14 protein-coding genes and 1 pseudogene are annotated in these 13,176 nt (G+C 75.7%); 11 read left to right on the top strand and 4 right to left on the bottom strand.

The window, feature by feature from the left end; genetic code table 11:
- Positions 1–225 precede the first annotated feature (225 nt).
- Positions 226–639, top strand: coding sequence for a nitroreductase family deazaflavin-dependent oxidoreductase (locus REH70_RS16080; RefSeq protein ID WP_310754355.1), 414 nt, complete (start codon positions 226–228; stop codon positions 637–639).
- A 16-nt stretch (positions 640–655) separates the two neighbouring features.
- On the opposite strand, the gene REH70_RS16075 is transcribed toward REH70_RS16080, so the two are convergent.
- Positions 656–1,528 carry a class I SAM-dependent methyltransferase gene (locus tag REH70_RS16075; protein ID WP_310748812.1) on the bottom strand — a complete coding sequence of 291 codons (873 nt, stop codon included), beginning with the start codon at positions 1,526–1,528 and terminating at the stop codon, positions 656–658.
- A 136-nt stretch (positions 1,529–1,664) separates the two neighbouring features.
- Between REH70_RS16075 and REH70_RS16070 the strand changes: the two genes are divergently transcribed.
- Both REH70_RS16070 and REH70_RS16065 read left to right on the top strand, forming a co-directional pair.
- Complete coding sequence (locus REH70_RS16070; protein WP_310748810.1) at positions 1,665–2,687, top strand: MsnO8 family LLM class oxidoreductase; 1,023 nt, start codon at positions 1,665–1,667, stop codon at positions 2,685–2,687.
- A gap of 63 nt (positions 2,688–2,750) precedes the next feature.
- A complete protein-coding gene (locus REH70_RS16065) occupies positions 2,751–3,329 on the top strand; it encodes a DUF664 domain-containing protein (RefSeq protein ID WP_310748808.1) in 579 nt (192 codons plus the stop codon).
- A gap of 122 nt (positions 3,330–3,451) precedes the next feature.
- Here the strand turns inward: REH70_RS16065 and REH70_RS16060 are convergent, their stop codons facing one another.
- Positions 3,452–4,678: a saccharopine dehydrogenase NADP-binding domain-containing protein gene (locus tag REH70_RS16060; protein ID WP_310748806.1), complete on the bottom strand. Its 1,227-nt coding sequence runs from the start codon at positions 4,676–4,678 to the stop codon at positions 3,452–3,454.
- Between the two features lie 171 nt (positions 4,679–4,849).
- Between REH70_RS16060 and REH70_RS16055 the strand changes: the two genes are divergently transcribed.
- Both REH70_RS16055 and REH70_RS16050 read left to right on the top strand, forming a co-directional pair.
- Positions 4,850–5,941, top strand: coding sequence for an FAD-dependent oxidoreductase (locus REH70_RS16055; protein ID WP_310748804.1), 1,092 nt, complete (start codon positions 4,850–4,852; stop codon positions 5,939–5,941).
- A 108-nt stretch (positions 5,942–6,049) separates the two neighbouring features.
- On the top strand, positions 6,050–6,781 hold the full coding sequence (locus REH70_RS16050) for a YoaK family protein (protein WP_310748802.1): 732 nt from the start codon (positions 6,050–6,052) through the stop codon (positions 6,779–6,781).
- 13 nt (positions 6,782–6,794) lie between these two features.
- Here the strand turns inward: REH70_RS16050 and REH70_RS16045 are convergent, their stop codons facing one another.
- Positions 6,795–6,917, bottom strand: coding sequence for a hypothetical protein (locus REH70_RS16045; protein WP_310748800.1), 123 nt, complete (start codon positions 6,915–6,917; stop codon positions 6,795–6,797).
- Here REH70_RS16045 and REH70_RS16040 point away from each other — a divergent pair.
- The 3 genes from REH70_RS16040 (at position 6,916) to bla (ending at position 8,964) form a co-directional block, all read left to right on the top strand.
- A complete protein-coding gene (locus tag REH70_RS16040; protein ID WP_310748798.1) occupies positions 6,916–7,050 on the top strand; it encodes a hypothetical protein in 135 nt (44 codons plus the stop codon). The genes REH70_RS16045 and REH70_RS16040 overlap by 2 nt on opposite strands.
- Before the next feature lie 117 nt (positions 7,051–7,167).
- A complete protein-coding gene (locus tag REH70_RS16035) occupies positions 7,168–7,734 on the top strand; it encodes a hemerythrin domain-containing protein (RefSeq protein ID WP_310748796.1) in 567 nt (188 codons plus the stop codon).
- Positions 7,735–8,142: 408 nt separating this feature from the next.
- Positions 8,143–8,964 (top strand): class A beta-lactamase, encoded by an 822-nt coding sequence (gene bla, locus REH70_RS16030; RefSeq protein WP_310748794.1) that lies wholly within the window; start codon positions 8,143–8,145, stop codon positions 8,962–8,964.
- Positions 8,965–9,060: 96 nt separating this feature from the next.
- Here the strand turns inward: bla and REH70_RS16025 are convergent, their stop codons facing one another.
- On the bottom strand, positions 9,061–9,423 hold the full coding sequence (locus tag REH70_RS16025; RefSeq protein ID WP_310748792.1) for a hypothetical protein: 363 nt from the start codon (positions 9,421–9,423) through the stop codon (positions 9,061–9,063).
- 146 nt (positions 9,424–9,569) lie between these two features.
- Here REH70_RS16025 and REH70_RS20830 point away from each other — a divergent pair.
- The 3 genes and pseudogenes from REH70_RS20830 to REH70_RS16020 all read left to right on the top strand — a co-directional run.
- Positions 9,570–10,247, top strand: a pseudogene (locus REH70_RS20830) (FIST signal transduction protein); the annotation flags it as partial.
- Positions 10,187–10,744, top strand: a complete 558-nt coding sequence (locus REH70_RS20825) for an FIST C-terminal domain-containing protein (protein ID WP_396134765.1) — start codon at positions 10,187–10,189, stop codon at positions 10,742–10,744. The pseudogene REH70_RS20830 and the gene REH70_RS20825, both read left to right, overlap by 61 nt.
- Position 10,745: 1 nt before the next feature.
- Positions 10,746–13,001 carry a putative bifunctional diguanylate cyclase/phosphodiesterase gene (locus REH70_RS16020; protein WP_396134764.1) on the top strand — a complete coding sequence of 752 codons (2,256 nt, stop codon included), beginning with the start codon at positions 10,746–10,748 and terminating at the stop codon, positions 12,999–13,001.
- Positions 13,002–13,176: the final 175 nt, after the last annotated feature.

Below are 13,176 nucleotides of genomic sequence, written 5' to 3'. Positions count from 1 at the left end.
CCTGCTCGGACCCGTCGAGGTGGGTCGCCGCCCCGTCGGTCTGCACCCGCTGGTCATCGGCTCGCGCTCCTCGGATCGGCACGTTCAGTGCACTCCTCGGCAGCCACCGTCGTCAAACCTTCGCCACGTCTCGGCGACGCCGGGACGGCTTCGGCCAGGTGCGCCACGGAAGAGGGCCCCTTCACTGCAGACTGGGTGCCCCGCACCGTGGAGGACGCCGTGCCGATGCCCCGAGGGATCACCCGCATCAACAAGCGGTTCATCAACCCGCTCATGCTTCGGCTCGCCGGGATGGGGCCGATGGTCGATCTCGAGCACGTGGGCCGGCGGACCGGGGCGGTGCGGCACACCCCGCTCATGGCCTTCCGCGGGGGTGACGTGGTGACGATCGCGCTGACCTATGGCCCGGACGTGCAGTGGCTGGCGAACGTCCGGCACGCGGGTCGGTGCCGCATGCGCATGGGCCGGGAGGTCCTCAGCCTCGGTGCCCCACGAAGCCTCGACGCCACGGAGGGCCGGGCCCGGATCCCGCAGCCGCAGCGCGCACTGCTGCGCTGGCCGATCCGGTGCCGCGACTACGTCGAGCTGCCCGTCCTCGCCCCGTCACCTCTCCCGGCAGACCAGGCCAGAGACCGGTGACGCGCTTCGCGTGACGTCAGCGTCGCCGAGCGGTGAGCGTGAAGGTCGCCGGCAGGCGCTCGGGGCGCTCACGCAGCCGGTACTCACCGACGTCGTCCCGGACCATCAGACCCGGCAGCGCGTCCCACGGCACGCTGTCGTGCTCGGTGAGGGACGTCAGCTCGAGGCCCGCGTCCAGCACCGCGGTGACGATCTCGCCGAGGCCGTGGTTCCACTCCATCGACCGGGGCTGGGCGACCTTCTCGGTGCCCGCGTAGCTGTACTCGTCCTCCCAGACGAGCGGCTCGGTCTGCTCGAAGTACGGGAGCTCGAGAGCCGGCGTCGTCCCGCCGGTCCCGGTGATCCACGGCTGCTGCGCACGGTCGGCGTGCTCGGCGCCGACCGTCATGGCGAGCGTCGAGAGCAGCACGGGATGGCCGTCACGGATGACGAGCCGGCCGCCCGGGCGCAGCAGGGTCGCGACGGTCTGCGCCCAGCGGCGGATGTCCGGCAGCCAGCAGATGGCGCCGATGCCGGTGTAGACGACGTCGAAGGTCCGGCCGCTGAGGGCAGTCGGCGCCGCGTACACGTCGGACTGGACGTAGTCGATGTCCGCCCCCGCACGTCGGGCGAGGCTGCGCGCCTCGTCGAGAGATGCGCCGGAGAGGTCCACGCCGGTTACGTGCGCGCCCAGCCGGGCGAGGCTCAGGGTGTCGGTGCCGATGTGGCACTGCAGGTGGACGACGTCGAGGCCTGAGATGTCCCCGAGGCGGGGGAGGTCGAACTGGACGACGCCGGACAGCTGCGTGGGGTCGGCGAGCATCCCGTCGATGCCGTAGCCACGGGCGTGCACCGGCGCTCGGCTGTCCCAGTTGGCGCGGTTGACGTCCAGGTACTCGTCGTCGGACATCCGCCGGACGCTAGCAGCGCGGCCAGGGGGCCGGCCGCGATCGCGGGGCCGACGACGGCGCACGCCGGCCGCCGCGTGGCAGCGTGGCCACGTGCCACCGACGGAACAACCGCCTGCCGGGCGACGCTGCACCCTCGTGATCGACCCCGACGTCCGCCTGTCCCTGCTCGACCGTGCCCGCACCCGCACCGGCGAGCCGGACGCCGCAGCGCTGCGGGGCGTCGTCGGGCGGGCGGTCCGGGCGGAGCGGCTGGGCTACGAGCGGTTCTGGGTCGCCGAGCACCACGGGGTGCCGGGCATCGGGGGCGCCGCCCCGGCGGTGCTCCTGGCCGCGGTCGCCGGGGCGACGTCGACCATCCGGCTCGGTTCGGCCGGGGTGATGCTGCCGCACCACCAGCCGCTCGTGGTCGCCGAGCAGTTCGCGACGCTGTCGGCCTTCGCACCCGGTCGGGTCGACCTCGGGCTGGGCCGCTCGCCCGGCTTCACGGCGCCGGTGCGGAGGGCTCTGCGGCAGGTCGAGCGCGACTTCGCCGCCGACCTCGCCGAGCTGCGCGGCTTCCTCGACGGGACGGCGGAGATCACCCTGCGTCCGCAGCCCGACGGCCCGGTGCCGATGTACGTGCTGGCGACCGGCAGCGGCCTGCAGGTCGCTGCCGAGCTCGGGCTGCCGGTGATCGTCGGTGGACCTCTGCTCGGGGTGAGCGGTGACCCGTCGCCCGGGCTCGAGGCGCTCGCCGGGTACCGGCGCGCCTTCCGGCCGTCCCCGCAGCGGCCCGGGCCGAGGGTCGCCGTCAGCCTCGACGTGCTGATCGCCGACACGACCGCCGACGCCGCCGACCTGCTCCTGCCGGAGGCCTGGGCGATGGCCCAGAGCCGCACCACCGGGGTGTTCCCGCCGCTCGAGTCGGTGGCCGCCGTCCGGGCCGCCACCCGCACCCCGCGTCAGCAGCAGTACCTCGACCAGACCGCCGCGGGCGCGATCGCCGGGACGGCGACCCACGTGGAGAGCCGGCTCGCCGAGCTGCTCGACCGCACCGGGGCGGCCGAGCTCGTCGCGTCCGGCAGCACCTTCGACCGCGACTTGCTCGCCGCCTCGGACGCCGCGCTCGCGGCGATCTTCGGGTCGTCCACGCCCCCGCCGTCCGTCCCGGGCTGCTGACACCAGTCCCTCGCCGGGCGTAGCGTCCGATCGTCCCCATCACGCCTCGCCGAGGGATGGACCATGACGACCGACCCGCTGTGGGAACCGCCGCTCGCCGGCACCGACGCCGAGCACCTGACCGGCACGCTCGAGCGGCTGCGGGCGACATTCCGCTGGAAGGCCGACGGCCTCGACGTCGAGCAGCTGCGGACCCGCGCCGTGCCGTCGTCCGAGCTGACCGTCGGCGGGCTGCTCAAGCACCTGGCCGTCTGCGAGGACGACGTCTTCTGCTGGCGGATGTCGGGCCGCCCGCCGGTCACCTGGATGTCGGTGCCCGAGGACGACGTCGCCCGCTGGCAGTTCGCCGTCGACCCCGACGAGACCGCCGACGACGTCTACGGCCTCTGGGCGGCGGCGGTCGGCCGGTCCCGCGCGCGGCTGCGCGAGCTCGTGGCCGACGGCGGCCTGGACCAGCCCGGGCACCTCGACTTCCACGGCGACCGACCGAGCGTGCGGCGTCACCTCCACGACCTCATCGAGGAGTACGGCCGCCACACCGGTCACATGGACCTGCTGCGCGAGGCGATCGACGGGCGCGTCGGCGAGGACCCGCCGGTCGACTGGCCGATGCTCCCGGTGGACGACGACGCCCGAGGCTGAGCCGGGCGGTCCGTCAGCGCCGTCCGCCGCCGCGCGCCGCCGCAGTCCGCCGCCGGTCCGCGTCCCCGCCGGTCCTCGACCCCGCCGCCGGTCCGCGTTCCCGCTAGTCAGCGACCCGTAGCTCAGCGCGGGGCCGCGTCGTACGTGTGCCCCGCCGCCCGCAGCCGGTCGACCAGCACGTCGCCGATCGCGGTGGCCGGGGTGAGCGAGCCGGCTCGGTCCGGCAGCAGGTCGCCGTCCAGGGCGAGCGCCAGCGCCGACTCGCCGAGCATGACGGCGGTCGCCGCGTACCCCGGGTCGCCCGGCCCGGCGGCGACGGCCCGGTACCGGCGGCCGGTGGTCGTCGTCGCCCGGACCTCGGTGCGGAACCAGCCGTGACGGCGGGTGTCCTCGTCCGGGCCGGTGCCGGCCGCCGGCAGGACGCGGTCGAGGAGGGCGCGGGTGGGCGGCAGGGCGAACGCGGCGGCGCCGACGGCCAGTCCTGCGGTCAGTCCGTACGCCCGGGCCGCGCCGCGGACGCCGTCGCCGGTGCCGCTGACCTCGCCGTAGCGGAGGTCGCGGCCGTACGCCCAGCCCTGCAGCGCGTTGGAGCGCCGCACGATGCGGGAGTTCACGGACGCCATCGGGAAGGGGCGACCCAACCCCGTCGCTGAGCCGCGCCGGACCGGGGAGTCCGCCGGCTGCCGCGTGGTCGGCTCCGCGGTGCGGTCCGGGCTCAGGGCGTACGGGTCGCCCAGCAGCCGTCGCACCGACGGGTCGCTCACGGCGAGCTCGACGATGCCGCGCATCGAGGCGACGGTCCCGCCGCTGACGCCGCCCTTCGCCCGGGCGACGCCCAGGACGTGGGCGAGGGAGCCGGCGTCGTCGGCGGTGACGCGGCGGTGCAGGGTGAGGACGGCGAGGTCGGACGGGACGGAGTCGTACCCGCAGCCGTGCACGAGCCGTGCCCCGGACTGGCGTGCGACGTCGTCGAACCGGTCGATGGCCTGCCGGATGAACGGCACCTCGCCGGTCAGGTCCGCGTAGTGCGTCCCGGCCCGGGCGCACGCCTCGACGACGGGCAGACCGTGGCGCAGGTACGGGCCGACGGTGCTGACGACGACGCGTGCGGCGCCCGCCAGCGTGGCGAGCGAGCGTGGGTCGGACGTGTCCGCCTCGAGCACCGGCCAGTCACGGGCGGGATCGGCCAGGTCGTCGCGGACCCGCTCGACCTTGTCGCGGGACCGGCCGGCGAGAGCGATGCGCGTGCCGGCCGGTGCGTGGTGGGCGAGGTGCTCGGCGACGAGCCGTCCGACGAAGCCGGAGGCGCCGAAGACGACGACGTCGTGGTCACGGGTGTCGGGGCTCATCGGGCGATGCTCGCGGGGCGGTGGGGGCTCCGCAACCGCCCGCCGCGGCGGGCACCGCAACCGCCCGCCGCGCGGGCTCCGCAACCGCCCGCCGCGCGGGCTCCGCGGACGGCGTGCGGCGGGTGCCCGGCATCGGTCGCTGGACGACACCGGCCGTGATGGGCTGAGGCCATGCCTCACGTCGCAGTCGTCGGTGCCGGGATCATCGGCCTGTCCACGGCCTTCGTCCTGCAGCAGCGGGGAGCCAGGGTGACCGTCGTCGAGTCCGGCCGGCCGGGCAGCGGCCAGTCCGCCGGGCAGGGGCGGATCTTCCGCCACGCGCACGCGGACACCCGGCTCGTCGAGCAGGTGGTCCGGAGCAGGGCGCTGTGGCGCGGGTGGGAGGACGAGCTCGGGGTCGAGCTCATCGCCCGGGAGGGCGCGGTGGCCGTCGGGGACGGCGTCCCGGCCAAGGCCGAGGCGCTCGCGGCGTTCCCCGACGCCCCGGTGCGCCGCCTGACCCCGGACGAGCTCCGTGAGTGGCTGCCCCTGCTCGCCGGGTACGACGGCCCCGCCATGCTCGACGTCCACGGCGGCGCCATCCGGACCCGGGCCGCGGTCGGTGCGCTGAGCGACCGGCTCGCCGGGTCGCTCGTCACCGACCACGTCCTCGCGGTGCGTCGCCGCGACGACGGCTCCGTCGAGATCCGCACCGGGACGGACGTCCGCACCGTCGACCACGTGGTGCTGTGCGCCGGACGGGGGACGGCGGGGCTGGCGCGCGGCGTCGGACTGGAGCTGCCGGTCGAGCTCGGGGCGCACGTCCGGCTGACCTTCCGGGTCGCCGACCCGGACGCGTCGCCGTCGCCCACGTTCCAGGACGGCAGCGGCCAGTTCGGCGAGACCGGCGTGTACGCCTCGCCGTACCCGGACCCGCGCCTCTACGCGGTCGGGCTGAGCGGCGCGACGCCCGCCCACGCCGACGGCGGCGTCGTCGACCCCGCCGCGCTGGCGTCCCTCGCCGAGCGCACCGTCGCCTACGTCGAACGCGCGCTGCCGGGGCTGCGGCCGGAGCCGGTCGACCACGTGCACTGCTGGGTGACCCGACTGCCGTGGGGTGACGACGGCGTCGGGGTGTGGTCGAGCGACGGCGTCACCGCCGTGGCCGGTCACAACCTGTTCAAGCAGGCGCCGGTGCTCGGTGAGGCGCTGGCGGAGACCGCGCTCAGCGGCGTGGTCCCGGCGCCCTGGCACCACACCGCTCGTCTCGGTCGGGACGACTGACCGCACCGTCGTCGGCCGGGTGGTCGACGACGGGACCCGGTGCGCCGACGCGCGCCGACGGGCGCTCACCGCAGCCCGTCACACCGCCCGCCCGCAGACAGGACCGCGATGCGCCATCCCACGACCGCCACCTGGTACCGCGCCGGGCTGCTGCTGCTCACCGCGGCCACGGGCACCGTCGACGCGGTGAGCTACCTCGCCCTGGATCGCGTCTTCACCGGCAACATGACCGGCAACGTGCTGTTCATCGGGTTCGCGCTCGTGGGCGTGGCCGAGATCCCGCTGCTCAACAACGTGGTGGCCCTGGGCGGCTTCGCGCTCGGCTCCGTCGTGGGTGGCCGGGTCGTCGGCCGGGGGCACACACCGCGGCTGCCGCGGTCGGGCGCGTGGGTGCTGGCGTGCGGGGCGGCCCTCGCGGTGGCGCTGGGGGTCGCGTGGCGCGTGGCCGGCGACCCCGAGCCGGTCGCCCTGCTCGTGGTGACCGCGCTGCTCGCGGCGCTCATGGGTGCGCAGGTCGCGGCGGTCAAGCCGATCGGCAACGCCGACATCACCACGGTCGTCGTCACCAGCACCCTGGCGAACCTGACCCGGGAGAGCCGGCTCGCCGGTGGCCGGCAGCCCCGGGGCGCCGCGACGGACCGGCTGCTCGCCGTCGTCGCGATGGGCGCGGGGGCGGCGCTCGGCGCGGCCGTGATCCGCGCTGCGGACGGTCCTGCCGCGCTGCTGTCCGCGTCGGGGCTGCTCGTGCTCGGGGCCGCTGCGCTCGCGCGGGGCCGGCTCGTCCAGCGTGCCGCCGAGCGTGCCGTCCAGGACGACGGCGACAGCGGGGGCGGGCGCTGAGGAGGTCGCGCGGCTACAGCAGCACGTTGAGCAGCACGGTCAGGGCGACCGAGAGCACGAGGGAGATGAGGATCATCGCCAGGCAGCCCATGCCGCCGCCCAGCGGCCGGACCTCGACGTTGCGTCCGAGTCTCATGTCGACCTCCTCAGGTTCGGACCGGATCGCCGAGCAGCGGTGCTCGTCGTCGCGGTCGCGGCTGCTGCGTTCGGCTGCTGCGGTCGACCACTGGGCCGCGGCGTCCCCGGCGTCCCCGCCGTTCGGCGGGTGACCAAGGTGTACGGCACCGGCCGTCGGGCCGCGACCCCGGAGCGCACCACGTGCCGCGCGTCACGGCCGCGCCTACTGTCGGAGCACAGCGACCGACCGTGTGATGGAGGGGTACGTCATGACCGAGACCGACGCGAAGCCCGACGTGGTGGACATCCTCACGAGCGACCACCGGGACATGCTCGACCTGCTCGCCCAGATCGAGGGCACGGGGGACGCCGAGCGTCGCCGTGACCTCGCGGACACGGTGATCGCCGAGGTCATGCGGCACGCCGTCGCCGAGGAGATGTTCGTCTACCCGGCGATCGCGAAGCACCTGCCCGACGGCGAGCAGGAGGTCGAGGAGGACAAGCGCGAGCACGAGGAGATCGTGCAGGTGATGAAGCGCCTCGAGGACGCCGACGCCGCCGGGCCCGAGTTCCTCGCGATCGCCCGCGAGCTCGAGGCCGACCTGCGCGAGCACATGGCGGAGGAGGAGGCGGACCAGTTCCCCCGCCTGCGCGCGCACATCCCGCACGACGAGCTCGTGACGATGGGCACGAAGGTCGAGAGCGCGAAGAAGCTCGCACCGACCCGGGCGCACCCGAGCGCGCCGCACTCCGAGCTGTTCCACAAGACGCTGGGTCCTGGGGTCGGTCTGGTCGACCGACTGCGCGACGCGCTCAGCGGGCGGAACTCCGGCTAGGTCGGACGACCACGCGACGGCGGTGGTCGCCCTCACCTGGCGCGGCGCACTCGCCTGGCGGCTGCGGCGTCAGCTCCTCGACCCGGTCGGCGCTCGTCCGGCGCCCGCTGGTGGCCGTGTGAGCGGGGGGCGTGGTCGCGTGAGCGGTGGACCGGGGCGGGCTCGGGGGCGGGTCGGGATCGGGGTCGCCTCGTCGCCGTTCCGCTCGTGGTCGGGGCGATACTCCTCGCGGGCTGCGGGGCCGACAACGGTGCGGGCACGACCAAGCCCGAGGAGTCGGCGGCGCATCCCAGCCCTGCGCATCTAAGCCCTGCGCACCCGAGTCCCGCGCACCCCAGTCCCGCGCAGCCGAGTCCCGCGCACCCCAGCCCCGCACACCCCAGCCCGACGATCCCCGACCCGGCCGCCGTGGCCGCGGCGTACGCCGCGCTCGAGGCGGAGCGGGGTGCGCGCGTCGGCGTCGTCGTCGTCGAGGTGGGGACGGGGCGGACCGTCGAGCACCGGGCCGACGAGCGCTTCGGGTTCGCCTCGACGCACAAGGCCCTGTCGGTCGCTGCCCTGCTCGACACCCTGGACCCGGGCGAGCTCGACCGGGTCGTGCGCTGGACCGCGGCCGACCTCGTGCCGCACTCACCCGTCATCGAGCGTCACGTCGGGGACGGCCTGACGTGGCGCGAGGTCGCCGCCGCGGCGGTCACCGAGAGCGACAACACCGCGGCGAACCTCGTGCTCGACCGGCTCGGCGGGCCGGCGGGCTTCCAGCGGTGGCTGCGGGACCTCGGGGACGACGTCACGCGGTCCGACCGGGTCGAGCCGGCGCTGAACGACGTCGGCCCCGGCGAGGAACGCGACACCAGCACTCCGCGCGCGCTCGCGGCCGACGTGCGCGCCCTGCTGGTCGACGGCGGCCCCGCGGCCGCCGACGGCGCGCGCACGGGTGCGGGCGGTCTCACCCCGGAGCAGCGCGACCTGCTCACGGGGTGGATGCGGGAGTCGACCACGGGCGCCGGGCTGGTCCGAGCGGGCGTCCCGGACGGCTGGGACGTCGCGGGGAAGTCCGGCGGGGGACCGTTCGGGATCCGCAACGATGTCGCCGTCGTCCGCACCCCCGACGGCACGACGCTCGTCGCGGCGGTCCTCACGAGCCGTGACGCCCGCGACGCCGCGTCCGACGACGCCCTGGTCGCCCGCGCGACGCAGGTCGCGGTGGAGGCGCTCGGGCTGGGGTGATCCGCGCGCCGTCAGGCTGCCGGCGGGGCGCGACGACGCCGTGGACGATCCCGCCGTCGACCGATCCCGCTCTCGACGATCCCGCTCTCGACGCTGTCAGCGACCCGCGGGGCGCAGCTCGTCCGGTGCGGGGAACGGCAGCACGTACCGCTCGCTGTCCGTGCCGACGACGCTCGCGCTCCCGTACTCGTCGCTCACGACGATGACACCGTGGGCGCTGACGTCGGTGATCCGCACCGGCCGGTCCGTGCCGTCCGGCAGGCGCAGCAGGTGCCGGTCCGCGAGGAACCCGATGCCACGGTCCTCGAGCAGCTCCTCGGCGGTGAGCCAGTCGACCGGTTCGGTGGCGACGGGGCGCCCGAGGACGTCGACCGGGCGGAAGCCGTCGCCGTCGGGCACGATCCAGCCGACCGTCTCGCCGTCGGTGCGACGGTGCTCGATCCACTCCGGGGGCGTCATGGGCCGACGCTAGCGGCAGCCGCCCCGGCGAGTGCCTCGGCCGTCCCGACGCATGCCGCGATCGCTCCGTCGGGCGCACGGGTGACGTCGGGCCGCCCGGCACGTGCAGCGCTCAGGCGCCGTCGTCGGCGGTCGATGGGTCGGGCATGGACACGGGACGGACGTCGGCCACGGGCCGCTGGATGGGTGTGGGGCGATCCGACGACGGGACGGCCGCGGCCGCCGCGACGCACGCGGTCACCGACGCGGCCGGTGGCCGCACGCCCGCGCTGGTCGTGCTCTTCGTGACCCCACACCTCCCCATGGCCGACGTCGCCCACGCCGCCCGGGCCGCGCTGCCCGACGGCGTCCCGCTGGTCGGCTGCTCGACGTCCGGCGAGATCGCGGGCACGTGGGCCGGGTCCGGCAGCGTCGTGGCGATCGCCCTCGGTGGCGAGGGCCTGACCGTCCGCACGTCGGTCGGTCGGCTCGCGGACGGCGCTCGCGCCGCCGGTCAGGACGCCGCGCGGTGCCTGGACGACGTCGACCGCCCGCACACCGTCCTCATGCTGCTCAGCGACGGGCTGGCCGGCTCGCGGTCGGACATCGTGCGCGGCGCGTACAGCGTCGCCGGGGCGTCGGTGCCGCTCGTCGGTGGGTGCGCCGGGGACGAGCTGACGATGCAGGGCACCACCCAGCTGTACGACGGCGAGGTGCTCACCGGCGCCGTCGTGGGTGTCGCCATCGGGTCCGAGGCGCCGATCGCCGTCGGCGTCGGGCACGGGTGGCAGCGCATCGGCGAGCCGATCGTCGTCACCGCGACGACCGGCGAGCGGATCCTCACCCTCGACGACCAGCCCGCCCTCGACGTCTTCCTCGAGGCCGCCGGTGCGCCCGCGCACTCCTACACGATCCCCGGCATCTTCAACGCCACCACTCTCACGCGCGCGTTCGGGCTGCCGCGCCCGGGCGGCGACGAGGTCCGCGCCGTCATGGGGGCCGACTACGACGAGCGCTCGATCGTGTGCGGAGACGTCCCCCAGGGCACGGTCCTGTCGGTCATGGCAGGCGAGAGCGACACCGTCCTCGACGGGACCCGCACCGCCGCCGACGACGTGCTCGCGGGTCTCGGGGTGCGGCACCGGTCGGTGTCATCGCGTTCGACTGCGCCGGACGGCGCGCCGTCCTGGGGGCGGACGGGCTGCGGCGGGAGATGGACGTGCTGGCCGAGCACCTGCCGGGCGTGCCGCTGGGCGGCTTCTACACCTACGGCGAGTACGCGCGCGTCGCCGGCTCCCGCGGCGTCCACAACGCGACCCTCGTCCTGCTCGCGTTCGCCTGACATGGCTGCGCCCGAGTCGCCCGGCCACGCCCCGTCGCCGAACCGGCTGGTGGAGTTTCTCGCAGCGATCACGCGCTGCACGGGGTCCACGGCGGCGGTGCGGACCGCGACCGAGCTCGTCGCCGAGGAGTTCGACGCCGAGGTCGGCGCCGTCGTCATCGGTGACGACCTCGCGTGCGCGGTGGGGTTCGGTCGTGGCGGTCCGCCGGCCGACGAGCTCGTCGCCGCCCGGCTCGGCGCGGGGACGGCCGTGCTGGCGGGCCTGGGGGAGTGCAGCACCCTGACCGCGCCGTGGAGCAACGGCACGGTCGGGCGCCTGCTCGTCGCGCGCACCGACCGCCCCTTCGCGCACGAGGACCGGCACCTGCTGCTCGGCATGGCCGCCGGCCTCGGGCTGGCGCTCGACATGGTCGGGGTGCTGGAGCGTGAGCGTGGGCAGCACCGCGTCCTGGAGGTGCTGCTGGAGATCCAGCGCGCCATCTCCCACCGTGCGCCGCTGCCCGAGGTCCTCGCCGCCGTGACGGAGGGCGCGAGCGTCGTCCTGGAGGGGTGCCCGGTCTCGCTCGTGCTGGACGACGCGCTCGACCCGATGCGGCCGATCGTCGCGGGTGCGGATCTCACCGGCGCGCCGGGGAGCGTCTCGGCGCCGGTGCACATCCACGGTGCGCCCGCCGGTGCGCTCGTGGCCGCGCCCGCCGACGGCGCCCCGCTGCCGCTCGCCGGGCGTGCGCTGCTGCAGTCCTTCGCCGAGCACGCGAGCCTCGCGCTCGCCGACGCCCGGACGCTGGAGGCGATGCAGGAGGCGTTCCGCGACCCGCTCACCGGGCTCGCGAACCGCCGGCTGCTCCTCGACCGCCTCGGGCAGGCGCTCGGTCGGCGGCGGGACGGGGCGGGCCCCACGGTCCTGTTCATCGACCTCGACCGGTTCAAGAGCGTGAACGACACCCTCGGGCACGGCGCCGGCGACGTGCTGCTGCGAGCGGTCGCGGACCGGATCGGCGGGGCGATCCGGTCGGGGACGACGATCCCCTCCGGGACGACCATCGCCCGGTTCGGTGGCGACGAGTTCGCTGCGCTGCTGCCCGACGACCACGACACCGAGGCGGGCGTGGTCGTGGCGCACCGCATCCTCGCCGCCCTGCACGCGCCGTTCGTCGTCCGGGGCAAGACGCTGCACGTGGGAGCCACGGTCGGCGTCGCGCACGCCGGGCAGCTCGGCCCTGGTGAGGGCGCCGACGAGCTCGTGTCGCACGCCGACGTCGCCATGTACCGCGGCAAGGACGCGGGCGGTGGACGGGTGACGGCGTACGACCCGCAGATGCGGGTCGAGCTGCTCGCGCGACTGGAGCTGCAGGCCGACATCCAGGCCGCGCTCGACCACGGCGAGCTCGCCGTGCACTACCAGCCCATCGTCGACCTGCCCTCGGGCCGGACCGTCGCGCTCGAAGCGCTGCTGCGGTGGTCCCACCCGCGGCGCGGGCCCGTCCCGCCGACGGCGTTCATCCCGGCGGCCGAGGCGACCGGCGCGATCGTGCCGATCGGGCGGTGGGTGCTGGGGGAGGCGTGCGCGCAGCTCGCGAGGTGGCGGCACCAGCACCCCCAGCTGATCGTCAGCGTGAACGTCTCCGCGCACCAGGTGCGCGACGCCGCGTTCCGCGACGACGTCCGAGAAGCGCTGCGTCGCACGGGGCTCCCCGCCGACGCGCTCGTCCTGGAGATCACCGAGAGCATCCTGCTGGAGGACGACGACGAGTCGGTGGCGCGGCTGAGCGCTCTGCGTGACCTCGGCGTCTCGATCGCGCTGGACGACTTCGGGACCGGCTACTCCTCGCTCGGGTACCTGCGGCGGTTCCCGGTCGACACGCTGAAGATCGACCGTTCGTTCGTCTCGGGGCCGGCGGTGGAGGTGGGGGACGACCAGCTCGTGCGCACGATCCTCGATCTCGGTCGGGCGTACGAGCTCGGCGTCGTGGCCGAGGGGATCGAGGACGACGAGCAGCAGCGACGGCTGCAGGCGCTCGGCTGCCGGCTCGGGCAGGGCTACCACTTCGGGCGGCCGGTGGACGTCGCCGGGACCGAGGCGCACCTGGTTGCGCAGCGTGCTCGCGTGACCCGGGGCGTGCCGGCCCCTCGTCCCGGGGTGGCGCCCGAGGTCCGCACACCACCGTCCACGCAGCCGCAGCCGCAGCCGCAGCCGCAGCCGCAGCCGCGGCCGGAGCCGCAGCCCCGGCCGGAGCGGCTGCGCGCCGGCGTGTGACCGAGCGCCGCGCCGCGGGGTTCGCGGGCGGCGTTCCCGGGCGGCGCGTCGACGTGCTTCGTCGGCTACCGGGACGGTCGTCCGAGCCTTGTGCACGTCCTCGCGCACGAGGAGCCTGGTGACCAAGGTGAGCGCCATCCGGGCCGCCTCCGACGCAGGGCTCGACCGGTGGTGC

The sequence above is a fragment of the Cellulomonas sp. ATA003 genome (genome assembly GCF_031582905.1).
GTDB lineage: Bacteria > Actinomycetota > Actinomycetes > Actinomycetales > Cellulomonadaceae > Pengzhenrongella.
Note: the sequence above shows the minus strand (reverse complement) of the source record. Positions and strands in the feature narration are given on the sequence as shown.

Excerpts from the sequence above, each read along its gene's own strand:
- REH70_RS16080 (WP_310754355.1), top strand. The coding sequence starts at position 226 with ATGCCCCGAGGGATCACCCGCATCAACAAGCGGTTCATCAACCCGCTC.
- REH70_RS16075 (WP_310748812.1), bottom strand. The coding sequence starts at position 1,528 with ATGTCCGACGACGAGTACCTGGACGTCAACCGCGCCAACTGGGACAGC.
- REH70_RS16065 (WP_310748808.1), top strand. The coding sequence starts at position 2,751 with ATGACGACCGACCCGCTGTGGGAACCGCCGCTCGCCGGCACCGACGCC.
- REH70_RS16060 (WP_310748806.1), bottom strand. The coding sequence starts at position 4,678 with ATGAGCCCCGACACCCGTGACCACGACGTCGTCGTCTTCGGCGCCTCC.
- REH70_RS16055 (WP_310748804.1), top strand. The coding sequence starts at position 4,850 with ATGCCTCACGTCGCAGTCGTCGGTGCCGGGATCATCGGCCTGTCCACG.
- REH70_RS16050 (WP_310748802.1), top strand. The coding sequence starts at position 6,050 with ATGCGCCATCCCACGACCGCCACCTGGTACCGCGCCGGGCTGCTGCTG.
- REH70_RS16040 (WP_310748798.1), top strand. The coding sequence starts at position 6,916 with ATGTCGACCTCCTCAGGTTCGGACCGGATCGCCGAGCAGCGGTGCTCG.
- REH70_RS16045 (WP_310748800.1), bottom strand. The coding sequence starts at position 6,917 with ATGAGACTCGGACGCAACGTCGAGGTCCGGCCGCTGGGCGGCGGCATG.
- REH70_RS16035 (WP_310748796.1), top strand. The coding sequence starts at position 7,168 with ATGACCGAGACCGACGCGAAGCCCGACGTGGTGGACATCCTCACGAGC.
- REH70_RS16025 (WP_310748792.1), bottom strand. The coding sequence starts at position 9,423 with ATGACGCCCCCGGAGTGGATCGAGCACCGTCGCACCGACGGCGAGACG.
- REH70_RS16020 (WP_396134764.1), top strand. The coding sequence starts at position 10,746 with ATGGCTGCGCCCGAGTCGCCCGGCCACGCCCCGTCGCCGAACCGGCTG.